The organism is Streptomyces sp. NBC_01257, assembly GCF_035917255.1.
Classification (GTDB): Bacteria; Actinomycetota; Actinomycetes; order Streptomycetales; family Streptomycetaceae; genus Streptomyces.
In genome coordinates this window covers 6578256-6605052 of the sequence record NZ_CP108472.1, presented here as the reverse complement: position 1 = coordinate 6605052, position 26797 = coordinate 6578256, and the positions used below count along the sequence as shown (strand labels likewise).

At 71.1% G+C, this 26797-nt stretch carries 26 protein-coding genes and 1 pseudogene; 2 read left to right on the top strand and 25 right to left on the bottom strand.

From position 1 onward, the window contains the following. Window positions 1–125: 125 nt before the first annotated feature. The 3 genes from pyrH to rpsB all read right to left on the bottom strand — a co-directional run bounded on the left by pyrH (window position 126) and on the right by rpsB (window position 2941). Window positions 126–902 carry a UMP kinase gene (gene pyrH, locus OG408_RS28930; protein WP_266783434.1) on the bottom strand — a complete coding sequence of 259 codons (777 nt, stop codon included), beginning with the start codon at window positions 900–902 and terminating at the stop codon, window positions 126–128. Between the two features lie 158 nt (window positions 903–1060). Next, window positions 1061–1897 (bottom strand): translation elongation factor Ts, encoded by an 837-nt coding sequence (gene tsf, locus OG408_RS28925; protein ID WP_148021168.1) that lies wholly within the window; start codon window positions 1895–1897, stop codon window positions 1061–1063. A 99-nt stretch (window positions 1898–1996) separates the two neighbouring features. Continuing rightward, window positions 1997–2941, bottom strand: coding sequence for a 30S ribosomal protein S2 (gene rpsB, locus OG408_RS28920; RefSeq protein ID WP_326672776.1), 945 nt, complete (start codon window positions 2939–2941; stop codon window positions 1997–1999). Window positions 2942–3217: 276 nt separating this feature from the next. Here rpsB and OG408_RS40200 point away from each other — a divergent pair. Next, a pseudogene (locus OG408_RS40200) lies at window positions 3218–3958 on the top strand (murein hydrolase activator EnvC family protein); the annotation flags it as partial. Window positions 3959–4047: 89 nt separating this feature from the next. Here OG408_RS40200 and OG408_RS28910 read toward each other — a convergent pair. The 17 genes from OG408_RS28910 to OG408_RS28830 all read right to left on the bottom strand — a co-directional run bounded on the left by OG408_RS28910 (window position 4048) and on the right by OG408_RS28830 (window position 16974). Next, window positions 4048–4641 (bottom strand): TetR/AcrR family transcriptional regulator, encoded by a 594-nt coding sequence (locus OG408_RS28910; protein ID WP_326674607.1) that lies wholly within the window; start codon window positions 4639–4641, stop codon window positions 4048–4050. 116 nt (window positions 4642–4757) lie between these two features. Continuing rightward, entirely contained in the window at window positions 4758–5594 is an 837-nt protein-coding gene (gene whiG, locus OG408_RS28905; protein ID WP_266783428.1) for an RNA polymerase sigma factor WhiG, read from the bottom strand. 290 nt (window positions 5595–5884) lie between these two features. Further along, the gene (gene dprA, locus OG408_RS28900) at window positions 5885–7039 is read right to left on the bottom strand and encodes a DNA-processing protein DprA (protein ID WP_326672774.1); all 1155 of its coding nucleotides are present in this window, start codon (window positions 7037–7039) and stop codon (window positions 5885–5887) included. Between the two features lie 119 nt (window positions 7040–7158). Then, window positions 7159–8784: a YifB family Mg chelatase-like AAA ATPase gene (locus tag OG408_RS28895; RefSeq protein WP_326672772.1), complete on the bottom strand. Its 1626-nt coding sequence runs from the start codon at window positions 8782–8784 to the stop codon at window positions 7159–7161. After that, entirely contained in the window at window positions 8784–9143 is a 360-nt protein-coding gene (locus OG408_RS28890) for a YraN family protein (protein ID WP_266783422.1), read from the bottom strand. Before OG408_RS28890 ends, OG408_RS28895 begins: the two co-directional genes overlap by 1 nt. A gap of 84 nt (window positions 9144–9227) precedes the next feature. Continuing rightward, window positions 9228–9536 carry a DUF2469 domain-containing protein gene (locus OG408_RS28885; protein WP_003965949.1) on the bottom strand — a complete coding sequence of 103 codons (309 nt, stop codon included), beginning with the start codon at window positions 9534–9536 and terminating at the stop codon, window positions 9228–9230. A 63-nt stretch (window positions 9537–9599) separates the two neighbouring features. Continuing rightward, on the bottom strand, window positions 9600–10088 hold the full coding sequence (locus OG408_RS28880) for an NUDIX hydrolase (RefSeq protein WP_266783420.1): 489 nt from the start codon (window positions 10086–10088) through the stop codon (window positions 9600–9602). Next, window positions 10078–10827 (bottom strand): signal peptidase I, encoded by a 750-nt coding sequence (lepB, locus tag OG408_RS28875; RefSeq protein ID WP_285565712.1) that lies wholly within the window; start codon window positions 10825–10827, stop codon window positions 10078–10080. Before lepB (OG408_RS28875) ends, OG408_RS28880 begins: the two co-directional genes overlap by 11 nt. Before the next feature lie 49 nt (window positions 10828–10876). Then, window positions 10877–11776: a signal peptidase I gene (lepB, locus tag OG408_RS28870; RefSeq protein ID WP_326674606.1), complete on the bottom strand. Its 900-nt coding sequence runs from the start codon at window positions 11774–11776 to the stop codon at window positions 10877–10879. Beyond that, window positions 11673–12755 carry a signal peptidase I gene (gene lepB, locus OG408_RS28865; protein WP_266783416.1) on the bottom strand — a complete coding sequence of 361 codons (1083 nt, stop codon included), beginning with the start codon at window positions 12753–12755 and terminating at the stop codon, window positions 11673–11675. Before lepB (OG408_RS28865) ends, lepB (OG408_RS28870) begins: the two co-directional genes overlap by 104 nt. Further along, window positions 12748–13518: a signal peptidase I gene (lepB, locus tag OG408_RS28860; protein WP_326672768.1), complete on the bottom strand. Its 771-nt coding sequence runs from the start codon at window positions 13516–13518 to the stop codon at window positions 12748–12750. Before lepB (OG408_RS28860) ends, lepB (OG408_RS28865) begins: the two co-directional genes overlap by 8 nt. A 45-nt stretch (window positions 13519–13563) precedes the next feature. Further along, a complete protein-coding gene (rplS, locus tag OG408_RS28855) occupies window positions 13564–13914 on the bottom strand; it encodes a 50S ribosomal protein L19 (protein ID WP_266783412.1) in 351 nt (116 codons plus the stop codon). Between the two features lie 126 nt (window positions 13915–14040). After that, window positions 14041–14862 (bottom strand): tRNA (guanosine(37)-N1)-methyltransferase TrmD, encoded by an 822-nt coding sequence (gene trmD, locus OG408_RS28850; RefSeq protein WP_266783410.1) that lies wholly within the window; start codon window positions 14860–14862, stop codon window positions 14041–14043. Then, window positions 14862–15458 (bottom strand): ribosome maturation factor RimM, encoded by a 597-nt coding sequence (gene rimM, locus OG408_RS28845; protein WP_266783408.1) that lies wholly within the window; start codon window positions 15456–15458, stop codon window positions 14862–14864. The genes trmD and rimM overlap by 1 nt, the downstream gene beginning before the upstream one ends. A 79-nt stretch (window positions 15459–15537) precedes the next feature. Beyond that, window positions 15538–15777, bottom strand: a complete 240-nt coding sequence (locus tag OG408_RS28840; RefSeq protein WP_005311361.1) for an RNA-binding protein — start codon at window positions 15775–15777, stop codon at window positions 15538–15540. A gap of 2 nt (window positions 15778–15779) precedes the next feature. Continuing rightward, window positions 15780–16223, bottom strand: coding sequence for a 30S ribosomal protein S16 (gene rpsP, locus OG408_RS28835; RefSeq protein ID WP_266783406.1), 444 nt, complete (start codon window positions 16221–16223; stop codon window positions 15780–15782). Window positions 16224–16380: 157 nt separating this feature from the next. Further along, window positions 16381–16974, bottom strand: coding sequence for a hypothetical protein (locus OG408_RS28830; protein ID WP_073739095.1), 594 nt, complete (start codon window positions 16972–16974; stop codon window positions 16381–16383). A 582-nt stretch (window positions 16975–17556) separates the two neighbouring features. Here OG408_RS28830 and OG408_RS28825 point away from each other — a divergent pair. After that, window positions 17557–18396 (top strand): methyltransferase domain-containing protein, encoded by an 840-nt coding sequence (locus OG408_RS28825; protein WP_326672765.1) that lies wholly within the window; start codon window positions 17557–17559, stop codon window positions 18394–18396. 63 nt (window positions 18397–18459) lie between these two features. Here OG408_RS28825 and ftsH read toward each other — a convergent pair whose 3' ends face one another. The 5 genes from ftsH to OG408_RS28800 all read right to left on the bottom strand — a co-directional run bounded on the left by ftsH (window position 18460) and on the right by OG408_RS28800 (window position 26407). After that, window positions 18460–20376, bottom strand: coding sequence for an ATP-dependent zinc metalloprotease FtsH (gene ftsH, locus OG408_RS28820; protein ID WP_326672763.1), 1917 nt, complete (start codon window positions 20374–20376; stop codon window positions 18460–18462). 173 nt (window positions 20377–20549) lie between these two features. After that, window positions 20550–22103, bottom strand: coding sequence for a signal recognition particle protein (ffh, locus tag OG408_RS28815; protein WP_266783400.1), 1554 nt, complete (start codon window positions 22101–22103; stop codon window positions 20550–20552). A gap of 131 nt (window positions 22104–22234) precedes the next feature. Continuing rightward, entirely contained in the window at window positions 22235–24688 is a 2454-nt protein-coding gene (locus OG408_RS28810) for a [protein-PII] uridylyltransferase (RefSeq protein ID WP_266783398.1), read from the bottom strand. 31 nt (window positions 24689–24719) lie between these two features. Beyond that, window positions 24720–25058, bottom strand: coding sequence for a P-II family nitrogen regulator (locus OG408_RS28805; protein ID WP_136330688.1), 339 nt, complete (start codon window positions 25056–25058; stop codon window positions 24720–24722). After that, a complete protein-coding gene (locus OG408_RS28800; RefSeq protein WP_266783394.1) occupies window positions 25055–26407 on the bottom strand; it encodes an ammonium transporter in 1353 nt (450 codons plus the stop codon). The genes OG408_RS28805 and OG408_RS28800 overlap by 4 nt, the downstream gene beginning before the upstream one ends. Between the last annotated feature and the right edge of the window lie 390 nt (window positions 26408–26797).

Sequence of the window (26797 nt, the reverse complement as noted above, 5' to 3'; positions counted from 1 at the left end):
CCGGCGGGTCCTGCGTCGCGTCCTCACCTGCACGGTGTCCGACCGGCAGGCCGTTGTCCATCCTTCGGGGCCGTCCCGTGGGCCCCGGGACACCGCCGGGCTTCCCCGGCCGTGTCCCCCGGTTGTCAGGCCCGGGTGCCCTGGTCACTCACGAGCGTGCCGATCTTCTCACCCTTGACCGCGCGGGCGATATTGCCCGCGGTGGTCAGCTCGAAGACGAGGATCGGCAGCTGGTTGTCACGGCAGAGCGTGATGGCGGTGGCGTCGGCGACCTTGAGGTCGCGGGCGAGCACCTCGCTGTACTCCAGTGCGTCGAACTTCACCGCGCCGGGGTTGGTCTTCGGGTCGGAGTCGTAGACCCCGTCCACGCCGTTCTTGCCCATCAGCAGCCCCGCGGCGTCGATCTCCAGGGCGCGCTGTGCCGCGGTGGTGTCGGTGGAGAAGTAGGGCATGCCCATGCCGGCGCCGAAGATGACGACGCGGCCCTTCTCCAGGTGCCGTACGGCACGCAGCGGAATGTACGGCTCCGCGACCTGGCCCATGGTGATGGCCGTCTGGACGCGGGAGTCGATGCCTTCCTTCTCCAGGAAGTCCTGGAGCGCGAGGCAGTTCATGACGGTGCCGAGCATGCCCATGTAGTCGGACCGGGCCCGGTCCATGCCGCGCTGCTGGAGCTCGGCACCGCGGAAGAAGTTGCCGCCGCCGATGACGATCGCGATCTCCGCGCCCCCGCGGACGACTGCCGCGATCTCGCGGGCGATGGCGTGTACGACGTCGGGGTCGACTCCGAGACCCCCGCCGCCGGCGAACGCCTCTCCGGACAGCTTCAGCATGAAGCGTCCGGGAACCTTGCCGTCGTCGCGCTTGTGGTCACCTGTTGCGGCGTCCGCGCCCTTGTTCATGGAGATTCTCCTCGTGCACATACGAAGAAGGCCATTGCCGGTGGGTCTGGTGTCCCTCAGCGGCAATGGCCTCCTCGTCAGATCTGCGGTCGTACGGCGGTGTGCGGCCGTCGACTGCACCAGACCCTATCGGGGTCCACCGTTTTTCGCGGACGGACTCAGATGCCGACCTTGATGCGCGAGAAGCGCTTCAGGGTGACACCGGCCTCGTCCAGGACCTTCTGGACGGACTTCTTGTTGTCCAGCGCGTACGGCTGGCCAAGAAGGGTGGCCTCCTTGAAGAAGCCGTTGACGCGACCCTCGACGATCTTCGGGAGCGCGGCCTCGGGCTTGCCCTCGGCGCGCGTGGTCTCCTCGGCGACGCGGCGCTCGGCCTCGACGACCTCGGCCGGGACGTCCTCACGGGACAGGTACTTCGGCGCGAAGGCGGCGATGTGCTGGGCAATGCCCTTCGCCAGGTCGGCGTCGGCCTTGTCCAGCTCGACCAGAACACCGATCTGCGGGGGCAGGTCGGGCATGGTGCGGTGCATGTACACGGAGACGAAGGCACCCTGGAACTGCGCGAAGCGGTCCAGGACGATCTTCTCGCCGAGGTTGGCGTTGGCCTCGTCCACGTACGCCTGGACGGTCTTGCCGGGCTCGATCTCGGAGGCGAGAAGCGCCTCGATGTCGGCCGGGGAAGTCGCGGCGACGTGAGCGGCGAGCGTGTTGGCGACGGCCTGGAACTTGTCACCCTTGGCGACGAAGTCGGTCTCGCACTTCAGCTCGAGCAGGACGCCGGACGTCTTGTCCTCGGAGACGACGGAGACGACCGCGCCGTTCTCGGCAGAACGGCCTTCGCGCTTGGCGACGCCCTTCTGGCCCTTGATACGGAGGGCTTCGACGGCTCCGTCGACGTTGCCGTCGGCCTCGTCGAGGGCCTTCTTGCAGTCCATCATGCCGGCGCCGGTGAGCTCACGGAGCTTCTTGACGTCAGCGGCGGTGTAGTTCGCCATGAGTCTGTATTTCTCTCTCGAAGTCTGAAAGATCTACGGGTGAACGGCGGGGGCGGTGCCTGTGGCACCGGCCCCCGCCGTCTTCAGCCGTGACGGGTGTCAGGCCTGCTCGGCGTCCGCGTCGGCGGCCGGAGCCTCGGCCTCGGCGGCGGGCGCCTCGGCAACGGGGGCCTCAGCGGCAGCGGCCTCGGCGGGGGTCTCAGCGGCCTCCGCGTCGGCGACCTTCTCGGTCTCGGCGGAGGTCTGGACCTCGGCGTCGGCCTTCTTGTCGCCCTCGAGCAGGTCACGCTCCCACTCGGCGAGGGGCTCGCCGGCAGCCTTCTCGCCCGGCTTCGAGTCGCCGGTCGCAGCGCCGGAGCGGGCGATGAGGCCCTCGGCGACGGCGTCGGCGATCACGCGGGTGAGCAGGGTGACGGAGCGGATCGCGTCGTCGTTGCCCGGAATCTTGTAGTCGACCTCGTCGGGGTCACAGTTGGTGTCGAGGATCGCGACGACCGGGATGTGGAGCTTGCGCGCCTCACCGACGGCGATGTGCTCCTTCTTGGTGTCGACGATCCAGACGGCGCTCGGCACCTTCTGCATCTCGCGGATACCACCGAGGGTCTTCTCCAGCTTGGCCTTCTCGCGGGAGAGAACCAGGAGCTCCTTCTTGGTGAGGCCGGAGGCGGCCACGTCCTCGAAGTCGATGAGCTCGAGCTCCTTCAGACGCTGAAGGCGCTTGTAGACGGTGGAGAAGTTGGTGAGCATGCCACCGAGCCAACGCTGGTTGACGTACGGCATGCCGACGCGCGTCGCCTGCTCGGCGATGGCCTCCTGCGCCTGCTTCTTCGTACCCACGAACATGATGGAGCCGCCGTGGGCGACGGTCTCCTTGACGAACTCGTAGGCGCGGTCGATGTACGACAGCGACTGGAGCAGGTCGATGATGTAGATGCCGTTGCGCTCCGTGAAGATGAAGCGCTTCATCTTCGGGTTCCAACGACGGGTCTGGTGACCGAAGTGGACGCCGCTTTCCAGCAGCTCCCGCATCGTGACGACGGCCATGGCCGTACTCCTTGAGGTACTCGGTTATCGCGACCGCAGGATTGCTGTCGCGCCTGACGCCCCGACGCGCCGTGCCACGAGGGACCGAGGAGCGCGGCCACCTCCGAAGAGAGGGAGATGGCGGGGCGTGCGAAGTCGACCCGGTGACCCGGATCGCCAAAAGAAGTGTACGGGACCCGCCGGGTGCCGGGTGACGGCGCTGTCCACAACCGGCCGGTAGTCCACAGATCCGGTCCATGATCCCCGCGGAGCGGCGCCGCGGGGGACGGTTGTGCCATGCGAATCACTTCTGACCGGGGCTGTTCCCCGACCCGCCGCAACCGCGCCGGTGACGTGCCGGCGCCCACCGCGGGGTGGGTGACGGGGCTGGTGACAAGGCTGGCGGCGGGGCTGGTTGCCGGGCTGCTCGCGACGGCGTGCGGCGGACTCTGGGCCCTGGCCGCGCAGCGACCGCCACCGGACGCCGTGGGAGGCGGGGCGGGAGCCGGGGCCTCCCCTGCCCCCGTACGTGCAGCTGCCCGCGCACAGGCCCCGCCGCCTGCTCCGGCTCCCGCCCCGGCGAATCCGGACGGGGAGCGTGGCTGGCCGCTGGAGGGGCGGCCGGCGGTCCTGCGGGGATGGGAGCCGCCCGCCACCGATTACGGGCGCGGGCACCGCGGGGTGGACCTCGCCGCCGGGCCGGGTGCGCGGGTGCTCGCCGCCGCGTCGGGCCGGGTGTCCTTCGCGGGCGCCGTGGCGGGGCGCGGGGTGGTCGCCATCGAGCTGTCGGGGACGGGCGATCCGCCGTTGCGGACCACCTACGAGCCGGTGCGCCCGCTGGTCGCGAAGGGCGACGAGGTCAGGGCGGGCCAGGTGGTGGCGGTCATGGCGGCGGGACCGTTCCACTGTGCGTCCGGCTGTCTGCACTGGGGCCTGCGCCGTGCGGAGGCGTATCTGGACCCGTTGTCCCTGCTGCCGCCCTCGATGCTGCGGCGCGGACCGTCCCGGCTGCTGCCGGTGTCCGGGGTGCCCGAACCGGAACCAGGGAGCGAGCCCGAGCGCGATCCCGGATCCGTCCCAGCCCCCGTCACCACGGGCGCGCGGGCGCAGCCGGGCGCGCGGGGGCTTCAGGCCGGGTCGGCCGGATCCGCCCCGTCAGTCCGGACGTCCCGGACCCCGTTGAGAATCATGGCGACGGCGGTGTCCGCGATCACGCCGGGCTCCTCCGCCACACTCAGTTCGATCCGCCGAACCGCGGCGTCCACCGAGCCCTGGAGCAGCATGGCCGCCAGTCGCGGCTGCTCGTGTCCGAGATCGGCGAGCGCCTCCACGATCATGGCGATCAGACCGCCGTGCGCCCCCCGGATCTTCTCGCGCGCACCGGCGTCCAGCTCGCTCGCCGAGATCGCCACGACGGCCCGGTGCCGCCGGTCCCCGACGAGATCGAGCTGCCGCCTGACGTACGCCTCGATCTTCTCCTCGGGCGTCCCCGCCCGTTCCATCGCGCCCTCGACCTCGGCCGCCCACACGGGGAAGTCGACGGCGCAGAGTTCTTCGACGACGGCGGCGCGGGAGCGGAAGTACTCGTAGACGGAGGACCGGGCGAGGCCCGTGCGTTCGGCGAGGGCGGGGAAGGTCAGGGCCTCCGTGCCTCCCTCGGACAGCAGGGAGCGCGCTGCGTCCAGGAGGGCGCCGCGCTGCATGGTCCGGTGCTCGGCCACGGAGGCCGCTCGAATCCTGGGCACGGCTCCACTCTACGGCGGCCGGTGTTCGCGAGGGGGCGGGCGGCCCGGATCACTGGCCGAAGCGCTCCTGCCGGCGGCCCCTGCGGGCGGTCTCAGCGTCCGGCGTCGGCCAGCTTGGCGCGGAGTTGCAGCACCGACTTGGTGTGGATCTGGCTGACCCGGCTCTCGGTGACCCCGAGGACGTTGCCGATCTCGGCGAGGGTGAGGCCCTCGTAGTAGTAGAGCGTGACGACCGTCTTCTCCCGGTCCGGGAGGGTGTTGATCGCGCGGGCGAGCAGTCTTCGGAGCTCGCGGCCCTCGGCCACCTCCACCGGGTTGTCGGCGGCGGTGTCCTCCAGCGTGTCCATCAGGCTGAGCCGGTCGCCGCCCTCGCCGCCCACATGGAGCAGCTCCTCCAGCGCGACAACGTTGGCCAGCGACAACTGGCTGAAAACCGCGTGCAGTTCCTCCAGTGCGATGCCCATCTCGGCGGCGACCTCCGCCTCCGACGGGGTGCGCCGCAGTTTGGCCTCCAGGGTGGCGTAGGCGCGTTCCACCGCCCGAGCCTTCTGGCGTACGGAGCGCGGGATCCAGTCCAGGGCACGGAGTTCGTCGATCATCGCGCCCCGGATGCGGGTGATCGCGTATGTCTCGAACTTGATCGCGCGCTCGATGTCGAACTTCTCGATGGCGTCGATCAGCCCGAAGACGCCCGAGGAGACGAAGTCGGCCTGCTCGACGTTGGACGGCAGACCCACGCTCACCCGGCCCGCGACGTACTTCACCAGGGGCGAGTAGTGCAGGATCAGCTGCTCCCGCAGCCGCTCGTCGCCCGTGGTCTTGTACGAACGCCACAACTCGTCGAGCGAGGAGGGGGCGGGAGGGCGCACAGTGCCACGCGCAGCCGGTGGTACTGCCGCGCGGTCAGACCCGGAGGTGTGCTGGGGCATGTGGTGCCTTGAGCCGTTCTGCCGTGAAGTGCCGGGGGACGAGTGTCTGGGCCGGAATCCTTGTGAGCGTAGCGTGACTGAAGGGTCGCGGTGCGCGCAGGATAAGGGATCGATGCCGCACGCTTCCGGGCGCACGGGCATGGAGTCGGCTGCGGCGGCGGACATGACAGCGCACCTGAGCGAGGACATGACGGATGTCCGGGGCCGTCGCCTCGTGCGCCGGCCCCGGAGAGGCCGCTGAAGGATCCGCCGAGGTCATCGGCATCACCTTTTCACCCGAATGCTCCAGGTCAAGAACCGCCTCGCCGCGCGTCGCCATTGCATATCGGCCTCCGCGTCAACCGCCATCCCTCGCCATCGCGTTCGACGAACCCCAGTGAGTGCAGTTCGTACAGCTTGCCGAGCGCCTCGTCGGAGGTCGTTCCGGCGCTGCGTGCCACCTCGCGTCCGTTGACGCAGCCGCGGGCCGGCAGTGCGTCAAGGACCCTTCCGCAGAGGGGATCCAGCTGGTCGCGGGGCAGCAACGGGCCGCGCCGGGGCGGGGCCAGGTCGCCGATGTCCCCCACCAGTTCGGCCACTTCGGCGGCGTCCGTGACCAGCACGCCCTCGCCTCGGAGGAGTTCGTGGACGCCTGCCGACAGTCCGCTGGTGGCGGGTCCCGGTACACCCATGGTGAAGCGGCCGAGCCGTTGGGCGGCGCGCGCCGTGACCAGGGAGCCACTGCGGTACTCGGCCTCCACGACGACCGTTCCGCGCGTCAACGCGGCGATCACCCTGTTCCGGAGGATGAATCTGCTGCGGGTGGGGTGTTCGGCCGGTGGCAGTTCACCGATGACGAGCCCCTGTTCGGCCATGCGTCCGATGAGTTCGGCATGACCGCGGGGGTAGGCGACGTCCACTCCGCAGGCCAGCACCGCCATCGTGGCGCCGCCGGCCGCGAGGGCGCCGCGGTGGGCCGCACCGTCGACCCCGAAGGCGGCTCCCGAGACGACCACCCACCCCCGCTCGGCGAGCCCGGCGCCCAGCGTCGCGGCCATGTGCGCCCCGTACGGTGTGCAGGCGCGGGCCCCGACCACGGCCACCGAGCGCAGCGCCCAGAGCCGCAGATCGGGCTTGCCCCGCACCCAGAGTCCCGTCGGCCTGGCGTCGCCCAGATCGTCCAGCTGGCTCGGCCACTCCCGGTCGCCCGGGCAGACGAAGCGCCCGCCGGCCGCGGCGACCGCCGCCAGGTCCTTCTCGGGCTCGGTCCCTTCGGCCCGCAGCCGGTACCCGGCCAGCCGTTTCGCCGTCATCCCGCTCAGCCGCTCGGCCGAGCCGTCCGGGACCGTGATCCGTCGTATCAGCTCCGCACCGCCGCACTCCCGCAGCCAGCGCCCGCCGCGCACGTCCCCCGGTTCCAGCACCCGGGTCAGGGCCGCCCGGGCCAGCCGCTCCCGGTCACTCACGCCGCCGCAGGTGCCGGAGCGGGCCCCCGTTCCCCGTTGGACCGCGGTCCGGCCGGGCAGGCCTCCCGTCCGCCCCGCTCCCCCAGGGGCGTTCGCCCGTCCTTCGGCCCCGTGCCCCGTCATGAACTCCCCGCCTCCATCGCGACCCCGCGCGGAATTCCGGTCCGCATCTCCAGGGCCACCGCGACGTCCGAGCCGTCCGGCCGGTCCGCGCCCCGCAGATCCGCGACGGTCCACGCCACCCGCAGCACCCGGTCCAGACCGCGCGCCGTGAGCATGCCCCGTTCCATGTCCCGCTCGGCCACCATCAGCGCACCCGGCGCCGCGACCAGCCGGGTCCGCAACTCGTGCCCCGGCACCTCGCTGTTGGTCGTCCACGGGGTGCCCGCAAGCCGCTCCGCGGCCCGCGCCCGGGCCCGGAGCACCCGGGCGGCGACCTCCGCGGTCGACTCGCCCCGGCCTCCCTGCCCCATCAGGTCCTCGCGCCGGACCGGGTCGACGACCACCCGCAGGTCCACCCGGTCCAGCAACGGCCCGGAGAGCCTGGCCTGGTAGCGCCGGACCGCCGAGGGCGGGCACTCGCACCCGGCCCCGCTCAGGGTGTGCCGCCCGCACGGGCAGGGGTTGGCGGCGAGCACCATCAGGAACCGGGCCGGCAGCCGCACCACCCCGGCGCTGCGCGCCACCACCACGTGACCCGATTCCAGCGGCTGACGCAGGGCGTCCAGCGCCCTTACGGAGAACTCCGGCGCCTCGTCCAGAAAGAGGATTCCTCGATGAGCCAGCGAGACCGCGCCGGGGCGCGGCAGCCCGTTGCCCCCGCCGACCAGCGACTGCATGGTCGCCGAATGGTGCGGCGCGCAGTAGGGCGGCCGGGAGACGAGGGGTTCGCCGGGTGGCAGGATGCCCGCGACCGAGTGGACCGCGGTCACTTCGAGGGACTCCGGCTGGGTGAGCGGCGGCAGGATGGCGGGCAGCCGTTCGGCGAGCATGGTCTTGCCCGCTCCCGGTGGTCCCGAAAGCAGCAGGTGGTGGCCGCCCGCGGCGGCGACCTCCAGTGCCTTGCGCGGCCGCTCCTGACCTGCGACGTCCGCCAGGTCCGGCCAGCCGCCCTCGCCGTGCGCCGAGCCCCGGGCGATCCCCGTTCCCATTCCGGCACCGGGCACCATCAGCCCGGCCAGCATCGTGTCGGGGCGGCCATGGTCGTGGGGCGCCGTCTCCTCGGGCACCGGTTCGTCGCAGAGCACGGCGATCAGCTGCCGCAGGCTGCGCACCCCGAGCACGGAGACCCCGGGCACCAGGGCGGCCTCGCTTGCGGTCTGCTCGGGCACGACCACCTGCCGGTACCCGGCCTCCGCCGCGGCCAGGACGGCGGGCAGGATCCCGCGCACCGGCCGCACCCGGCCGTCCAGTCCCAGCTCCCCGATCATCACCACGTCGGCGATGGACGCGGGATCGATCCGCTCGGCGGCGCCGAGCACCGCACACGCGACGGCGAGATCGAAACCCGAACCTCCTTTGGGGACCGAGGCCGGTGACAGCCCCACCGTGAGCTTCTTCTGCGGCCACTCCGCCCCGGAGTTGACCACGGCCGCCCTGACCCGGTCCCGGCTCTCCACCAGGCTCTTGTCCGGCAGACCCACCAGGGTGAACGCCGCGACCCCGGCCTCCAGGTCCGCCTGGACCTCCACCACCACGCCCTCGACACCCACCAGTGCCACCGAGCAGGCACGCGCGAACCCCATCAGGCCACCCCCCGGGCGTGCTCGGCCAGGGGTGCCCCGCGCCTGGGGAGCACCACGCCGACCAGGTCGATCCGCACCCCGCCGGGCGGCGGGCCGCCGTGCCGGGACAGCCAGAGTGCGGCCAGCCGCCGCAGGCGGTCCGCCTTGGCCGGGGTGACCGCGGCCATCGGGTGCTCGAACGCGCCCGCCCTGCGGGTCTTCACCTCGCAGATGACGAGCGCGTCACCGTCCCTCGCGACGATGTCGATCTCACCGGCGCGACAGCGCCAGTTCCGTTCCAGCACGGACATTCCGGCGTCCGTCAGCAACCGTGCCGCCAGATCCTCGCCGTACCGCCCGAGTGCCCCCCGTGCGTTCATATCGGCACCACCTCCGGCACCGACTCTGCCGCGTCCGCCCTCCCCTAGTGGATCTTGGTGGACAACTCGGCCGTTGTGGAGAACTCAGCCACCCGGAAGTTCGAGATCGCTCTTGTTGAGCTCCTCGATGTTGACGTCCTTGAACGTCAGGACCCGTACCTGCTTGACGAACCGTGCGGGCCGGTACATGTCCCAGACCCAGGCGTCCGCCATGGACACCTCGAAAAACACCTCGCCCTGGACCGAGTGCACCTGCATCTCGTAGTCGTTGGTGAGGTAGAAGCGCCGTTCGGTCTCGATCACATATTTGAACAGACCGACGACATCGCGGTACTCCCGGTAGAGCTTCAGCTCCATCTCGGTCTCGTACTTCTCGAGGTCCTCGGCGCTCATTGGCATGTTCCCCTTCAGCCGTGCGTTCCCCCATTGTGCGCCAGGCTCCGGCGCCCCGGTCGCTCAGGCGATTTCGGGGGCGAGAACCAGCGGCGTACGCGGAGGACCCTCGTCGAGCAGCGTGCGCAGCAGCCCGGCGAGTCTGGTCGGGTACACCGTCTCACGCGCCGCCGACAGTTCGGCGGAGGTCCACCACCTCAGACCCGCGACACTGCGGCGTTCCAGTCCGGTCAGACCGCTGGTGTCCGTCGCGGTCTGTGTCGTGCGGGCCAGGAAGTACCACTCGTCCTGTTCCCAGCGCCGCCCGTCGAACGGGAAGGAGCACATCCGCTGCCACAGCACGGGACCGAGTTCCACGTCCGTGATCCCGGTTTCCTCGGCCAGCTCGCGCAGGGCGGCCTGTTCCCGTGTCTCGTCGCCCTCCAGGCCGCCGCCCGGGGTGAACCACCAGGTGCTCGACGGGTCCTCCGGTTCGAAGCCGTGCATCAGCAGAATCCGGTCGTCCGGATCGAGGAGCACCAGGCGGGAGACCTTCCGCTTCTCAACGGACACCGGCCGGCACCTTCCCCTGCTTGTTCCGCTTCGACCTGCCGGACCGGGCCGCGAGAGGCCCGTACACGGCGCCGCCCAGAATGAGCACCACACCCGCGGCCATGGCCCCGAGCTGGAGCTTCAGCGGCCCTTCGGAGGACACCCCGCCGGGCAGTGCGGCGAAGGCCTGCGGCCGTCCGATCATGCCGCCCAGCGGCCAGGCCACGGCGTCCACGCGGGCCTGCACGGCGCTGCGCGGCACCGAGCCCTGTCCGCCTTCCTCCAGATGGACCCGGGAGTCCAGCGAGGACCTGCGGTCGTCACCCAGCAGGAAGAGCTTGCCCTGCGGCACCTCGGCCGTGAAGTTTGTCGCCGAGGCGGGGTCCCCCGCCTGAAGATACGATTCCGCCACGGGTATGCCGTTGACCTTGAGCCGGCCGCCCTTGTCGCAGCAGGCGATCTTGTCGCCGCCGATCCCGACGACCCGCTTCACCATCGGCATGTCGCCCCAGGCGTGATCGGTGAAGACCACCACGTCACCCCGGCGCACCTCGTCGCCGTCCACGCGCTGCGCGAGGACCCGGTCACCCGCGTTCACCGTCGGGGTCATCGACTCGGTCGGCACCGTGTACGGCCGGTACACCACGGCCCCCCAGGCGAAGCCACCGAGGAAGAGCACACAGCCGACGGCCACGGCCAGCCCCGACAGCTTGCTGCCGAGCCGGCCGTGGCCGTCACCCGTACGTCCTGATCCACTCATCGCAGCGTCCCCCATCGGAGATCGACAATCGCTGATCCGAGTCGGCACCCTACCCGGCGGTACGCCCGCCGGTCAGCCTCCGCCGGCGCCAGAACACGAGGGGCAGCGCTCCGGCTACACCGAGTGCTCCCGGAGCCAGGCCCATCGCGGCGTTGATCCCCGGCTGGTCGAACGTCTTGGGGACCGGCAGTGTCGCCCAGCGGTTGACCGGCCACGCGATGACCACGGCCCGGCCGACCACCTCGTCGTTGGAGACGGTGCCGCCGCCCGGCAGCTCCTGGTGGTAGCGGGAGTCGAGGGAGTTCTGGCGGTGGTCGCCCATCACCCAGATACGGCCCTTGGGCACCTTGATCGGTCCGAACGGCTCGTCGTTGCAGGCGGTGTTGCCCTCGAAGATGAACGACTTGTCGTCCAGCGCCTTGCCGTTGACCGTGACCGGTCCGTTCTTCTTGCACTGCACCGTGTCACCGCCGACCGCGATGACGCGCTTGATCAGGTCCTTCTCCTCGGCCGACGGCATCAGCCCGATGAAGCTCAGGAACTTCTGCACCACGTTCGGGTCGGGTGCCTGGGTGTCCTCCAGCCAGCCGCCCGGGTCGTGGAAGACGACCACTTCGCCACGCTCGGGCTCGGAGCCGAACCACGGCGTCAGCTTGTCGACCAGCACCCGGTCGCCCCGCTGGAGCGTGTTCTGCATCGAGTCCGACGGGATCGAGAACGCCTGCACCAGGAATGTCTTGATCAGCAGCGCGAGAATGAGCGCGATGCCGATGAGCAGGGGCAGTTCCTTCCAGAAGGAGCGGGGCTTCTTCTGTGCCGTGCTGCCACTGCCCGGGGAGCCGCCGTCACTCTCCGTCGAGTCCGCCGTCGTCCCGGCGGGCTCGGCATTCCCCACAGTGTCCGGCCGGTCCTCGGGTTCGTCGTGTCCGGATCGTGCGCCGACCGCCAAATCCCCCACATCCACTCCTTATTCCGTGCCACCGCCTGCGCCCTAGCCGGTGCAGGCCCACCACTCCCATAACGAGCGGGAGTTCCGCAGGGGTCGGGAGCCGGATCATTCCGTTGGGATCCTGGGACACACTATTCGACGGTCCGGGGGCGGCAGCCGTCCCGGCGCGCGCGTCCGGGACCGAGGAGAACGCCGAACGCTCCTCCAGCCGGCTCCAGTGTCCGAAGGGCCAGGCGATCACCACAGCCCGTCCCACTACCGCGTCTTCGGAAACCGTGCCGTCGGCCGTCTTGTCCAGATGGAACCGCGAATCAGCGGAATTGGAACGATGGTCCCCCATGACGAAGATTCGCCCGGCCGGAACCTTTACCTCGAATTTGATCGTGGAGGGCGAATCGCCGGGATAGATGTACGGCTCGTCGACGGCCACCCCGTTGACGATGAGCCGGCCGTCCTTCTCGCAGCACTTCACCGTGTCGCCGCCGACGGCGACCACGCGCTTGATCAGGTCCTGCTCGTCGTCCGACGGCAGCAGCCCGATGAAGGTCAGTGCTTCCTTCACCTGCTTGATGACCACCGGTGAGTCCGACCCGCCGGCATCCACCGGATTGGGCGGCGGCCAGTCCGAGGGGTTCTTGAACACGACGACGTCGCCGCGCTGCGGCCTGGAGCCGAACCAGGGCGTCAGCTTGTCCACGAGGACCCGGTCACCGATCCGGATGGTCTGTTCCATGGAGCCCGACGGGATCACGAAGGCCTGCACCAGGAAGGTCTTGAGGACCAGGGCGATCAGCAGCGCCACGGTGATCAGGACGGGGATCTCCTTCACCGCCGACCTGCGCCGCCTCCGCTTGACCTTGCGCGCGAGCTTGCGCCGCTCCGCCCGGGTGGGCAGGGAGCGCGCGGCCGTCGGCCGGGTGCCGGTGGGCAGCGGAATCGCGGGATCCGCGGCGCCGTGGCCGCGCCCCCGGTTACCCATGGGTGGCGCCCGGCGCCGGTATGCCGTCGAAGGCCCCGGTGCCCGGCACCGACCCCAGCCTGCCGAGGGGCCAGCCGAGCCAGTCGGCCCGGCCGATCACCTTGTCGACGGGCACCATGCCGCCGCCCGGTTCGCCCAGGTGGTCGCGGGAGTCGCGGGAGTTGGAGCGGTGGTCACCCATCATCCACAGCGTGCCGTCGGGGACGACGATGTCGAAGGGGACCCGGGACGGCACGTCGCCCGCGAACAGGTAGTCCTCGTCCACCGGCAGGCCGTTCACCTCGACCCTCCCGCGTTTGTCGCAGCAGACCACCCGGTCACCCCCCACGCCCACCACCCGCTTCACGAAGTCGGTCTCGGCGGGCTCCGCGAGCCCCAGGGAAGCCGCCGCTCCGTGCAGCAGCCCGGTGACGGGGTTCTCCGGCGGGCTCTCCTGGACGAAGGAGCCGGTGCCGTCGAAGACCACCACGTCGCCGCGCTGGGGTACGGAGCCGAAACGGTACGCCAATTTGTTGACGAGCACCCGGTCCCCGACCTGCAGCGTGGACTCCATCGAGCCACTCGGGATCAGGAAGGGCTGCACCACGAAGTTGCTGAAGAGCAGCACGGCGGCCGCGCAGACGGCACCGAGCGCCAGCGTGCGCCGCCATGACATCGAGGTGGCGAACCGGCTCGGGATACGCGAGAAGCGCGACCCCTCCTCCGGACCCGTAGCGGGTGCGGAGGAGCGGTCGCGCTCCATGTGCTGTGGTTCCGTGTCCATCGGGGCCAGAGCTTATCCGGCCGTCCTGTGGACCAGGGAATCAGCTCAGCGGTCGCGCTTCTCCTTGATCTTCGCGGCCTTGCCGCGCAGCTCACGGAGGAAGTACAGCTTGGCGCGACGCACGTCACCGCGGGTGACGACCTCGATCTTCTCGAAGATCGGGCTGTGCACCGGGAAGGTGCGCTCGACGCCGACCTGGAAGGAGACCTTGCGGACCGTGAAGGTCTCGCTGATGCCCGCGCCCTGGCGGCGGATGACAATGCCCTTGAACTGCTGGATACGGGAGCGGTTGCCCTCGATCACGCGGACGTGGACGTTGACGGTGTCGCCGGGGCGGAACGCCGGGACGTCGGTACGCAGCGATGCGGCGTTGACGTCATCGAGCAGGGAAGCCATGGTGTCTGCTTTCTTCGCCGATGCCACAGGTCATCGACGGGAGAGTGATGAGTTCGGGGTGCTGATCGCGTCGGACGGGCGTCGTTCCCCCTGTGGCAGGGGCGCACGCGGACGTACAGCAGCGGCCTATTCTTCCACGGCCTGGGGCCTGCGCCAAAATCGGCCGCCGGGCTCCGGGGACCAGCCCAGGATGGAGAGCATCTCGCGGTCCTTCTTGTCGAAGGCCGCCGCCTCGCAGCGCTCGATCAGATCGGGCCGGTTGAGCGCGGTGCGGCGGAAGGCCTCGTCCCGGCGCCAGCGTGCGATCCGGCCGTGGTGGCCACTGAGCAGCACGTCAGGAATGCCCCGGCCGCGCCACTCGGGCGGCTTGGTGTAGACGGGGCCCTCCAGGAGGTTGGCCATCGCGCCGGGGGCGAAGGAGTCGTCCCGGTGCGACTCGGCGTTGCCGAGCACGCCGGGCAGCAGCCGTGCCACCGCCTCCGTGATCACCAGCACCGCGGCCTCGCCGCCGGCGAGCACGTAGTCGCCGATGGACACCTCGACGACCGGCATCCGGGTGGCGTACTCCTCCGTCACCCGCCGGTCGATGCCCTCGTAGCGGGCCGGGGTGAAGATCAGCCAGGGCCGCTCGGACAGCTCGACGGCGAGCTCCTGGGTGAACGGCCGGCCGCTCGGCGTGGGCACCACGAGCACCGGGGAGTGCGCCCCGGACTCGTATCCGTCGGCCAGGGCCTCGTCCAGCGCGTCGCCCCACGGCTCGGTCTTCATGACCATGCCGGGACCGCCGCCGTAGGGGGTGTCGTCGACCGTGTTGTGGCGGTCGTACGTCCACTCCCGCAGATCGTGCACATGCACGCCGAGGCGGCCGCGGGCGCGGGCCTTGCCGACGAGCGAGACGTTCAGCGGTTCCAGGTACTCGGGGAAGATCGTGACGACGTCGAGGCGCATCAGGCGTCTTTCCCGGCTTCGTCGGAGCCGTCCCGCGCGGAACCGGCGGCGGCCTCCTCGTCGCGCGTGGACACCACGACCGCCTGGCTCTCGTCGATCAGACCCGGCGGCGGGTTGATCACCGCGCGCTGCTCCTCCAGGTCGATCTCGGTGACGATCTCCTCGACGAACGGGATCATCACCTCGGTGCCGTCGGGACGCTCCACGATGAAGAGGTCCTGGGACGGCAGATGTGTGATCTCGGTGATCCGGCCGATCTCGGTGCCGTCGGCGAGCACCACGTCGAGGTCCATCAGCTGATGGTCGTAGAACTCCTCGGGGTCCTCCGGGAGCTCCGCCGGGTCGACGTCGGCGATCAGCAGCGTGTTGCGCAGCGCCTCGGCGGCCGTACGGTCGCGTACGCCCTCGAAGCGCAGCAGCAGCCTGCCGCTGTGCACCCGGCCGGTCTCGATCGTCAGCGGCCCGGTCGAGGCCGGCTCGGTGGCCAGTACGGCGCCGGGCCCGAGCCGGAGCTCCGGCTCGTCCGTGCGCACCTCGACGGTGACCTCGCCCTTGATGCCGTGGGCGCGACCGATCCGCGCGACTACCAACTGCACCTTGTGTCTCTCCTGTCGTACGACGACGGGCCGGGGCGGGCGCATGGCCCTCCCCGGCCCGTGCCGGTGTTCAACTCTGTCAGCGAACCTGATCCACATCGACGAGGTCGACGCGGATACCACGGCCGCCGATGGCGCCCACGACGGTGCGCAGCGCGCGTGCGGTGCGGCCGTTGCGGCCGATCACCTTGCCGAGGTCATCGGGGTGGACCCGAACCTCGAGCACGCGACCACGACGCAGGTTGCGCGAGGCGACCTGCACGTCGTCGGGGTTGTCGACGATGCCTTTCACGAGGTGCTCGAGAGCCTCCTCGAGCATGCTCAGGCCTCGGTCGACTCGGCGGGCGCAGCTGCGTCAGCAGCGTCGTCCGCCTTCTTGTCGGCCTTCTTCGCCTTCTGCGTGATGGCCTCGCCCTTGGACTCCTCGCCGGCGTCCTTGGTGAGGGCCTCGAACAGGGCGCGCTTGTCAGCCTTGGGCTCCGGCTGCAGCAGCGGCGCGGGGGCCGGGAGGCCCTTGTGCGCCTGCCAGTCACCGGTGAGCTTCAGGATCGCGAGGACCGGCTCGGTCGGCTGGGCGCCGACGGACAGCCAGTACTGCGCGCGCTCTGCGTTGACCTCGATGCGCGAGGGGTTCTGCACCGGGTGGTACAGGCCGATCTCCTCGATGGCCCGGCCGTCACGGCGGGTACGGGAGTCGGCGACGACGATGCGGTAGTGAGGCGAACGGATCTTGCCCAGACGCTTCAGCTTGATCTTGACTGCCACGGAAGTGGTGTCTCCTGGTCTATGACGTGGTTGGGCACAACAAGATGCCACGTGGGGTTGCGGTACTCGGAGTGCCCGATGGACGCGTCAGCCGGAGGAGAGAGGGGTCCTATGCGACTGTCGAGTACAGCTAGCCATTGTGCCACACCACATCGCCTCACCCCACCGCGACCACTGCCTCCGGGATCCGGAACGGCTTTCCGCAGCCGCCGCAGACGATCGGGGCCTGTGCGAGGACCGAGGGGACCACGCGGACGTTGCGACCGCAGTCACAGACGGCCTTGACCCGCACGCCCCCTCCGGAGGAGCCGTGCCGGGCGGCGGGGCCGCGGAACGAGCGCTTGGTGTCGGCGGCGGTGGCGACGGTGTGCGCCTTGAGGGCGCGCTGGAGCCGTTCCATCGTCGGCCGGTACCGGCGTTTGGCCTCGGGGTTGAGCGTGACCAGGGAGAAGCCACTGCTGGGGTGGGGTTCCTCGGCGTGATCGAGGCCCAGCTCCTCGGCGATCGCGAGGAATCGACGGTTGTGGTAGCGGCCGGCGCGCGAGGTGTCTCGGACACCTCGGGCGGCGGCGATGCCGTGGACTGCCTCGTGGAGCAGTCGCTCGAAGGAGAGTTCGGCGCCACAGGCGGACGAGGACTCTCCGATCAGGGACTCGGGCGCGGCAAGATCGGGCAGCTCGGGGTGGTACCGCTGAATGTCGGCCCACGCCTGTGCCAGCTCTGCGGCAAGTACAGGTGGTGTCGTGCTCACGTCGTGACCAACGAGCGCGGGGCCCTCGGTGTTCCGATTCCGGGCCATCCCAAATATTTTGCACGTACCAGTCAGTTGCCGTTCATGCGTCCTGACGAGGGCGGGTGCGCTGATCTGCGGAGAAGTCTCACAGCTCACACCAAGGTGGTACGTAGCGCCGTGTACGCCCGGGCGCGTAGACGGGCCGTACGCCCCCGTCGGCCGGGCGGGCCCGGGTGCCCGGAGGGGCTGTGGGCGGGGGCGCGGACACCGACACTACCGGGCGGCATCCCGCACCCCCGCGCACACCCCGCGCGACCCGGGCCGGAGCGCTCGACGTGCCCGCCCCGGCCCGCCGGGTGAGACTGGGACCCCGGTGCGGGGCACGGAACCTCCGGGCACCCGTGTTCCGCGGGTGTTCCGGTCCCCGCGCGCATCGCCGGGCGCCACCGCGGGCAACCATTTGCCCGTAGACCCCTGGACGCGGCGGCGGATGCGCAGTTCTCTGGCATACGGGGGAAGCGCGCACGACCACGGGGAAACCGTCCATTCAGGCACGACCGACCGGCATGACCGGCATCTCGGCGGATTGGGGCGCATTCCATGACACCAACGCTCGTCCGGCACCACAGGCAGGCGGAGCCTTCCGCCCCCGTGGACACCGGTTCCCGTGCCCGTGACTGGGCCGAGATCCAGGAGCGGATGCTCGCACCGCTGTACGAGGCGGTGTACAGGCGGCTCGAAGTGGGCCCCGCCACGCGGATGCTCTCGCTCGGCTGCGGCTCCGGGCTCGCACTGCTGATCGCGGCAGGCCGCGGAGCGCGCGTCACCGGAGTCGACGCCGACCCGGAGCGTCTCGCGCTCGCGCGGGTCCGGCTGCTGCCCGGCCCGGAGGGCGAGGGCGGGCCTGCCGCCGCCGAGCCGCAGCTCCTGGAGTCCCTGCCGGCGACCGCGGCCGCCGGAAGCTCCTGCAACCTGATCACCGCGTTCACCCCGATCGGCTGTTCGGCCGGCGACGGGGACGAACTGGTGCGGGCGCTCGGTGCCGCGGTGCCCATGGCGGGCCGGGGCAGCACCGTCGTCCTGACCGGCTGGGGACCGCCCGAGCGGTGTGCCACCGACGCGGTGCTCCAGGTGGCGACCCGGCTCGCGGAGGGACCTGACGTGCCCAGGGGAGCCCGGCGGGACGATCTGGAGAACGTGGCGTTCCGGTCCGGGCTGAAGCCGGACGGCTCGGGACGGGTGGCCTGCCCGTTCGGCTACGCGGACCTGGACAGCGCGGTACGCGGTCTGCTGTCGACCCGGCTCTTCGACGCGGCGGTACGGGCGACCGACCGCTCCCAGGTGGAGAAGGAGGTCGCGGAGGCCCTGCATCCGCATCTGCGCCGGGACGGCACGGTCTGGATGCCCAACGTGTTCCGCTATCTCGTCTGCACGACGTAGGCCCCGCCGGGCCGGCCGGCGCGGACCGGCCCCGTTCCGGGCGGCGGAAGCGGGCCGCGGGCGCTACTTGGCCAGCCGGGTGATGCCCGCCGCCCGGTAGGCGTCCGCCTCGTCCAGCGTCTCGTTCGCCAGCAGCGCCGTGGCCAGCGAGTCCAGCCGGTCCCGGTTCTCGCGCAGCAGCCGGCACGCCTCCTCGTAGCACTCGTCGACGATCCGGCGCATCTCGTCGTCCACCGCGTCCAGCGTCGCGGGCGCGGCCGACAGACCGTACGCCTGCTGGGCGTCGCCCGGGATCGCCGTCAGGCGTCCCACCCGGTGGCTCATGCCCCAGCGGCCCACCATCCCCCGGGCCAGACTCGTGACCTGCTCCAGGTCGCTCTCCGCGCCGGTCGTGATGACGCCGAACACCACCTGCTCGGCGGCCATCCCGCCGAGCGCTCCGGTGATCCGGCCGCGCAGGTACTCCTCGGTGTACGCGTACTTGTCCGCGTCCGGCGTCGAGAGCGTGACGCCCAGCGCCCGGCCCCGCGGCACGATGGTGACCTTGCGGACCGGGTCGGCGCCCGGCTGGAGCATCCCCAGCAGCGCGTGCCCGCTCTCGTGGAACGCGGTCCTGCGGCGCTCCTCGTCCGACATCACGAGCGAGCGCTCCGCGCCGAGCTGGACCTTCTCCAGGGCGTCCGAGAAGTCGGCCCCGTCGACCTCCGGCTGCCCCCGCTTCACGGCGAGCAGCGCCGCCTCGTTGGCGAGGTTGGCGAGATCGGCGCCGGTCATCCCGGGAGTCGTGCGGGCCACCTGGGCCAGGTCCACGTCACCGGCCATCGGGATCTGCCGGGTGTGGATCTCCAGGATGGCCTCCCGGCCGTTCTTGTCCGGCGGGCTGACCTGGACGATCCGGTCGAAGCGGCCGGGCCGGGTGAGCGCCGGGTCGAGGACGTCGGCGCGGTTGGTGGCGGCGAGGACGATCACGCCCTCCGAACCGGAGAAGCCGTCCATCTCGGTGAGGATCTGGTTGAGCGTCTGTTCGCGCTCGTCGTGGCCGCCCATGCCGGAGCCGCCGCCGCGGGCCCGCCCGATGGTGTCGATCTCGTCGATGAACACGATGGCGGGGGCGACCTTGCGCGCCTCGGCGAAGAGTTCGCGGACCCGGCCGGCGCCGACCCCGACGATCATCTCGATGAACTCGGAGGCCGAGGCGGAGAAGAACGGTACCCCCGCCTCTCCCGCGACCGCCCGCGCCAGCAGCGTCTTGCCGGTGCCGGGAGGGCCCGCGAGGAGCACTCCCCCGGGCATCCGGGCACCCATCCTCCGGTAGGCGTCCGGGTTCTTCAGGAAGTCGACGACGTCGTTGAGCTCGCCCTCGACCTCGTCGATGCCGGCCACGTCCTTGAAGGTCGTGCGCCGGCTCCCCTCCAGCTCGACCGGCTTGGGCGGCGCCTTGCGGCCGAAGCCGCCCATGCCGCCACCCATGCCCCCGCGGGACATCCGGCGGGCGATGAACACCCAGAGCAGGACCAGCAGCAGCATCGGGGCGAGCGAGATCAGCAGGTTGGCGAGGAAGCTGCGTTCCTTGACGACGGGTTCGGCGGTGACCGTGACGTCGTCCTTGACCAGTTCCGCCCAGAGGTTGTCGTCGGCGAAGGCGGGCCGCTGCGTGACGAACTTGGTGTACTTGTCGTCCTTGCCCGGGACCTTCGCCTCCTTCTTCAGCTGCCCCTGGATGGCATCGCCCTTGGAGTAGATCTTGGAGACGTTGCCCGAGGCGACCTGCTTGCTGAACTCCGTGTACGCGATCGTCGGCTCTTCGTCCCCGTTGAAGAAGGAGAGCACCAGGTTGGCGATCAGATAGACCGCCAGGGCGGTCAGCAGGAGTCCGCCCCAGCCTCCCGGCATCTTCCGGCCCGGCGGCGGGGGCGGCGGTGCGCCTTCGGACCGCCAGGGCTGGTCGGTGCGGTCGCGGGGAGGTACGGGACTGGTCACACGCTCTCCTCTGCCGACTGCCGTTGAGCCGACATTAAGGGAGAAAGGCGGGCGAAGCCCTCGGAGGAGCGGCCCGCTGGGCCCATGGAGGGACCCGCCGGCCCCGCACGCCGGAGGGGGCGCCCGCCGTGAAGCGGGCGCCCCCTCCGGGACGTACTGCCGAAGACCGTCGGTCAGCCCATGAACTTCTTGAACTCGTCCGGCAGCTCGAAGTTCTTGTCCTCCTGGCCGGCCGGCAGTCCGAGTGCGCCGCCCTGGGCCGCCTGCTCGCGGCGGGCCGCCGCGGCCTGCTCGTCGGCCTTGCGCTTCATCGGGTTACCGCTCTTGCGCTTGCCCTTGGCCTGCTTGACCTGCTTCTTCTGCCGGCCGGGGCCGCCGCCCATGCCCGGCATCCCGGGCATCCCCGGCATGCCGCCGCCCTGCGCCATCTTCGACATCATCTTGCGGGCGTCGAAGAACCGCTCGACCAGGTTCTTCACGGCGCTGACGTCGACACCGGAACCCTTGGCGATACGGGCCCGGCGCGAGCCGTTGATGATCGTCGGCTCGGCGCGCTCCTTCGGGGTCATCGACTTGATGATCGCGGCGGTGCGGTCGACGTCACGCTCGTCGATGTTGTTGATCTGGTCCTTGATCTGCCCCATGCCGGGCAGCATCCCGAGCAGCTTGGAGATGGAGCCCATCTTCCGGACCTGCTCCATCTGGGCCAGGAAGTCGTCGAGCGTGAAGTCCTTCCCGCCCTTGCTGGACGCCAGCTTGGAGGCCATTTGAGCGGCCTCTTCCTGGCTGAAGGTCTTCTCCGCCTGCTCGATCAGGGTGAGCAGGTCACCCATGTCGAGGATGCGGGACGCCATGCGGTCGGGGTGGAAGGCGTCGAAGTCCTCGAGCTTCTCACCGTTCGACGCGAACATGATCTGCTTGCCCGTGACGTGGGCGATCGACAGGGCAGCACCACCACGGGCGTCGCCGTCGAGCTTGGAGAGCACCACGCCGTCGAAGCCGACGCCGTCGCGGAAGGCCTCCGCGGTGTTGACCGCGTCCTGGCCGATCATCGCGTCGACGACGAAGAGGATCTCGTCGGGGCTGACGGCGTCGCGGATGTCCGCGGCCTGCCGCATCAGCTCCTGGTCGATGCCGAGGCGGCCGGCGGTGTCGACGACGACGATGTCGAACTGCTTGGACCGGGCGAACTCGATCGAGTCCTTGGCGACCTTGACCGGGTCGCCGACGCCGTTGCCGGGCTCCGGCGCGTACACGGCGACGCCCGCGCGCTCGGCGACGACGCTCAGCTGGTTCACGGCGTTGGGGCGCTGGAGGTCACAGGCGACGAGCAGCGGGGAGTGGCCCTGGCCCTTGAGCCAGACGCCGAGCTTTCCGGCGAGGGTCGTCTTACCTGCACCCTGGAGGCCGGCGAGCATGATCACGGTGGGCGCGGTCTTCGCGAACCGCAGCCGCCGGGTCTCGCCACCGAGGATGGAGACGAGCTCCTCGTTGACGATCTTGATCATCTGCTGTGCGGGGTTCAGCGCCTGGGAGACCTCGACGCCGCGCGCCCGCTCCTTGACGTTGGCGATGAAGGACCGGACGACGGGGAGCGCGACATCGGCTTCCAGCAGGGCGATACGGATCTCGCGAGCCGTGGCGTCGATGTCCGCCTCGGACAAGCGGCCCTTGCCCCTGAGGTTCTTGAAAGTCGCGGCAAGGCGGTCGGAGAGAGTATCGAACACGGCGCTCGTCGGTCCTCAGGGTCGGGGGCGGGGTCGGGTAGTCGTCCCCCAGGGTATCCGGACGCCGGGGAACGCAAAGCCCTCGCCCGGTATACGTGACGGACGAGGGCCTTTTCGCGTGGCCGCACGGCTCAGCCGAGCGCCTTCTCGACCTCCCGGGCCAGCTCGGCCGCCCGCTCGGCGGGCAGTGGCTCGCCGTCCGCGTCGGTGACGTAGAAGGCGTCCACCGCGTTCGCCCCCAGCGTCGACACATGCGCGCTGCGGACCCGTACCGCGCTCTGTTCCAGCGCCCGGCCGATCCGGTGCAGCAGCCCCGGGGCGTCCTGGGCGCGTACCTCGATCACCGTGGCCAGCTGGGAGCCGGCCGCGGCGACCGTCACCCTCGGCGGCGGGGCCTTCACCCCGCGGCGGCGCGGATAGGCGGCCTCGCGCTCGGCGAGACGGGCCCGGATGTCCAGGGATCCGTCGAGCGCCCGGACGAGGTCGGCGCGCAGCCGGGCGGCCTGGGGCAGGGAGCCGTACTCCGCGGCGACCCGCCAGCTGAGCAGCAGCAGGTCGGCCCGCTCGCCCAGCTCGGTGGGGAGCTCCACGGCCCGCAGGTCGGCGGCACGGACGGTGAGCCGGTGCAGGGCCAGCACCCCGGCGGCGGCCGGGAGCACCCCGGGCCGGTCGGGGAGGGCGATGAGGAGTTCGACGCCGACGGGCTCGGTGGCGCCCTCCTCGACCGGGGTCTCCGTCTGGGGGTGCAGGGCGAGGACCGGTTCGCCGGTGCGCAGGGCCTCGACGGCCAGGCGTTCCTGCTCGGCGCTGGGCGCCGCCTCCTCGGGCTCCTCGGGTGCCTCGCCGGCCAGGAGCGCCGCGACCCGCTTGACCAGGTCGGTGACGAGAGAGGCGCGCCAGGTGGACCAGGCGGCGGGCCCGGTGGCGAGGGCGTCGGCCTCGGTGAGGGCGTGCAGGAGTTCCAGCGTGGAGGCGGTGCCGACCGAGGTGGCGACGGAGCGGACGGTCGCCGGGTCGTCGAGGTCGCGGCGGGTGGCGGTCTCGATGAGCAGCAGGTGGTGGCGTACGAGGGTGGCGATGACGCCCACGTCGTGCTGGTCGAAGCCGATCCGGGCGGCCATGTCGCGGGCGATGACCTCACCGGCGACGGAGTGGTCGCCGGGCCAGCCCTTGCCGATGTCGTGCAGCAGCGCGGCGACGAGCAGGAGGTCGGGGCGGCCGACGCGGCGGGTGAGGGTGGAGGCGCGGACGGCCGCCTCGACGAGGTGCCGGTCGACGGTCCAGGTGTGGACGGGGTTGCGCTGGGGCCGGCAGTGGACGCGTTCCCAGTCGGGCAGCAGCCGGGTGATCAGCCCTTCGGCCTCCAGTGCCTCCCAGACGGGGACGGTGGCCTCGCCCGCACCGAGGAGGGTGACGAGTTCCTCCCGGGCCTCGGACGGCCAGGGCACCGGCAGCGGTTTGGCGGAGGTCGCGAGGTGGCGTACGACGTGCCGGGAGAGCGGGAGTTCGGACTGGGCGGCCGCCGCGGCGGCGCGCAGGACGAGGACCGGGTCGCGTTCCGGGCGGGCGGTGCGGGCGAGCACGACCTCGCCGTCGGCCTCGACGACGCCGTCGGCGAGCGGGGTCCGGTCGGTGGCGGGGGGCCTGCCGCCGCCCAGCATGGCGCGCAGCCGGGGGCGGACCGAGCGGGCCCGCAGCACCCGGTTGACCTCGCGCCAGGTGACGTCGGTGGCGTACGAGACGGTGCGGGCGGCCTCGTAGACCTGGCGCAGCAGCGCGTCGGCGTCCAGCAGGCCGAGGGCGGTGGCGACCTGGTCCTGTTCCTGGAGGGCGAGGCGGTCGGTGGCGCGGCCGGTGGTGAGGTGCAGGGCGTCGCGGGCGTCGAGGAGGACGCGGCGGGCCTCGGCGAGTCCCTCGCGGGGGGCGTCGGCGACCCAGGAGGCGGCGACGGCCCGCAGCGCGGTGGCGTCGCGCAGTCCGCCGCGGGCCTCCTTGAGGTCGGGTTCCAGGAGGAACTGGAGCTCGCCCTGGCGCTCGGCCCGTTCGCGGCAGAGCTCGTCGAGTGCGGGCAGCCGCTTGGGGGCCTGGTTGCGCCAGTCGGCGAGGATCGCGGTGCGCAGCGAGGCGACGAGGCCGAGGTCCCCGGCGACGGGCCGGGCGTCGAGCAGGCCGAGCTGGACCTTGAGGTCCTCGCCGGCCGTCTTGCGGGCTTCGGCCGGGGTGCGTACGGAGTGGTCCAGGGCGAGGCCCAGGTCCCAGACGGGGTACCAGATGCGGTCGGCGAGTGCGGCCACCGCTCCGGCGTCGGCGCTGCCGTCGTGCAGGAGCAGGAGGTCGAGGTCGCTGCGCGGGGAGAGTTCGCCGCGGCCGTAGCCGCCGACGGCGACGAGTGCGGCGCCGCGGACCCCCGCGTGTTCGGCCGCCGCGGCGAAGAGGGCGGTCAGCCACTCGTCGGTGAGGGCGGCGAGGGCCGCACGGCGCGGCGGCCCGGACTGCGCCTTCTCCTGGAGAAGGCGCAGCCGGGCCGCCGCGTAGCCGCTGGGTCCCGATTCCTCGGATTCGGTGGTCACTTCGGTGCTCGTCACCCAGCTGCCTTTCCGTGTGCGGAACAGTCGGTCAGAGTGCGTCAGGGCCGCGTTCCCCGGTGCGTACCCGGATCGCGGTCTCGACCGGGACGCTCCAGACCTTGCCGTCACCGATCTTGCCGGTCCGGGCGGCCTTGACCACGACATCGATGAGCTGTTCGGAGTCCTCGTCCTCGACGAGTACCTCGATGCGGATCTTCGGGACGAGGTCGACGGTGTACTCGGCGCCCCGGTAGACCTCGGTGTGGCCGCGCTGACGCCCGTAGCCGCTGGCTTCCGTGACCGTGAGGCCCTGGACGCCGAAGGCCTGGAGGGCCTCCTTGATCTCGTCAAGCCGGTGGGGCTTCACGACTGCGGTGATGAGCTTCATGCGTCCACCTTCTTGTTCGTCGGGGCTGCCGTGGTGCCGGGCCCGGGGGCCGTGGAGCGGGCGGTCGAACCGCCGCCGGCGCCGCTGAAGTCGTACGCCGTCTCGGCGTGCTCGACCTGGTCGATACCGGAGACCTCGTCGTCCTCCTCGACCCGCATCCCGATCGTCCTGTCGACCAGGAAGGCGAGGATCGCGGAGACGACCAGAGAGTACGCGAGGACGGCGAAGACACCGACGGCCTGCTTGCCGAGCTGGTCGAGTCCGCCGCCGTAGAAGAGGCCCTTGGCGTCGGACTGGACACCGCCGGTGGCGAAGAAGCCGATGAGGAGGGATCCGACGACACCGCCGACGAGGTGGACGCCGACGACGTCCAGGGAGTCGTCATAGCCGAACTTGTACTTGAGGCCGACGGCCATGGCGCACAGCACACCGGCGATGGCACCGACGGCGATGGCTCCGAGCGGACTGACCGCACCGCCGGCCGGGGTGATGGCGACGAGTCCTGCGACGGCGCCGGAGGCGGCACCGAGGGTGGTGAAGGAGCCGTGGCGGAGCTTCTCGTAGCCGAGCCAGGCGAGCATCGCGGCGGCGGTGGCGACCTGCGTGTTGACGAACATGACCGCGCCGACGCCGTCGTCGTTGCCGAGCCACGAGCCGGCGTTGAAGCCGAACCAGCCGAACCAGAGGAGACCGGCGCCGAGCATGACGAGCGGCAGGCTGTGCGGCCGCATCGGGTCCTTCTTGAAGCCGACGCGCTTGCCGATGACGAGGATCACGCCGAGGGCCGCGGCACCCGCGTTGATGTGGACGGCCGTACCGCCGGCGAAGTCGATGACGCCCAGCTCGAAGAGCCAGCCGCCCGCGCCCCAGACCCAGTGCGCGACCGGGAAGTAGACGACGGTGACCCAGAGGGTGATGAAGAGCGCCCACGAGGTGAACTTGACCCGGTCGGCGAGCGCACCGCTTATCAGGGCCGGGGTGAGCACGGCGAACATCAGCTGGAACACGGCGAAGACGTACACCGGGATGGTGTAGCCGTCCCAGAGTTCGGTGACGCCGATCCCGCTGAGGCCGACGAAGTCCTGGCTCCATCCGATGATCGAGCCGGCGTCGGTGCCGAAGGCGAGGCTGAATCCGTAGAGCACCCACAGGATCGTGACGATCCCGAGGCTGATGAAGCTCATCATCAGCATGTTGAGGGTGCTCTTGACGCGGACCATGCCTCCGTAGAAGAAGGCCAGGGCCGGGGTCATGAGCATCACCAGGGCCGAGCAGATGAGCATGAACCCGGTGTTGGCGGCAGACAGCGTCGGGGCGTCTGCTGCAAGCGTCGTGATGCCTGGGGGCATCGGCGTCTCCTCGTCGTCGGTGCGGCCGCGTGCGGGCGAGTGGGGGTACAACCACGTGCGGGACCACTGGGGAAAAGGTGCGGGCCGTTATGCGCCATGAGATTCGCCCAGCGCCGTTTCCGCCGATGCCACACGATGTTTCGCCACAGTGACTAAGAGGACTGCCGTGTTACGTCCCCATGAACCGCCCGTGCCGTACCCGCGCTCGGGCCTACTCTGCGGCCGGAGCCGCATACGGTGCGGTTGCGACGCACGGGCAGGGGAACGACCACACGAACCGGCCACGGCGACCACCCGCTGACCTGGCAATCGGGGGAGCCGAAGTCGGTCCGTGCGGGGTGGCCGTCGTGGCCGGGGCAGAGGGTGCCGTCAAGCGCCCTGACCGGCGGT

Excerpts from the sequence above, each read along its gene's own strand:
- OG408_RS28895 (WP_326672772.1), bottom strand. The coding sequence starts at position 8,784 with ATGGGGTTCGCGCGTGCCTGCTCGGTGGCACTGGTGGGTGTCGAGGGC.
- rpsB (WP_326672776.1), bottom strand. The coding sequence starts at position 2,941 with ATGGCCGTCGTCACGATGCGGGAGCTGCTGGAAAGCGGCGTCCACTTC.
- whiG (WP_266783428.1), bottom strand. The coding sequence starts at position 5,594 with ATGCCCCAGCACACCTCCGGGTCTGACCGCGCGGCAGTACCACCGGCT.
- lepB (WP_285565712.1), bottom strand. The coding sequence starts at position 10,827 with ATGAGTGGATCAGGACGTACGGGTGACGGCCACGGCCGGCTCGGCAGC.
- OG408_RS28885 (WP_003965949.1), bottom strand. The coding sequence starts at position 9,536 with ATGAGCGCCGAGGACCTCGAGAAGTACGAGACCGAGATGGAGCTGAAG.
- lepB (WP_266783416.1), bottom strand. The coding sequence starts at position 12,755 with ATGGGTAACCGGGGGCGCGGCCACGGCGCCGCGGATCCCGCGATTCCG.
- tsf (WP_148021168.1), bottom strand. The coding sequence starts at position 1,897 with ATGGCGAACTACACCGCCGCTGACGTCAAGAAGCTCCGTGAGCTCACC.
- OG408_RS28825 (WP_326672765.1), top strand. The coding sequence starts at position 17,557 with ATGACACCAACGCTCGTCCGGCACCACAGGCAGGCGGAGCCTTCCGCC.
- rplS (WP_266783412.1), bottom strand. The coding sequence starts at position 13,914 with ATGGCTTCCCTGCTCGATGACGTCAACGCCGCATCGCTGCGTACCGAC.
- OG408_RS28805 (WP_136330688.1), bottom strand. The coding sequence starts at position 25,058 with ATGAAGCTCATCACCGCAGTCGTGAAGCCCCACCGGCTTGACGAGATC.
- OG408_RS28800 (WP_266783394.1), bottom strand. The coding sequence starts at position 26,407 with ATGCCCCCAGGCATCACGACGCTTGCAGCAGACGCCCCGACGCTGTCT.
- pyrH (WP_266783434.1), bottom strand. The coding sequence starts at position 902 with ATGAACAAGGGCGCGGACGCCGCAACAGGTGACCACAAGCGCGACGAC.
- lepB (WP_326672768.1), bottom strand. The coding sequence starts at position 13,518 with ATGGACACGGAACCACAGCACATGGAGCGCGACCGCTCCTCCGCACCC.
- OG408_RS28890 (WP_266783422.1), bottom strand. The coding sequence starts at position 9,143 with ATGAACGCACGGGGGGCACTCGGGCGGTACGGCGAGGATCTGGCGGCA.
- OG408_RS28840 (WP_005311361.1), bottom strand. The coding sequence starts at position 15,777 with ATGCTCGAGGAGGCTCTCGAGCACCTCGTGAAAGGCATCGTCGACAAC.
- trmD (WP_266783410.1), bottom strand. The coding sequence starts at position 14,862 with ATGCGCCTCGACGTCGTCACGATCTTCCCCGAGTACCTGGAACCGCTG.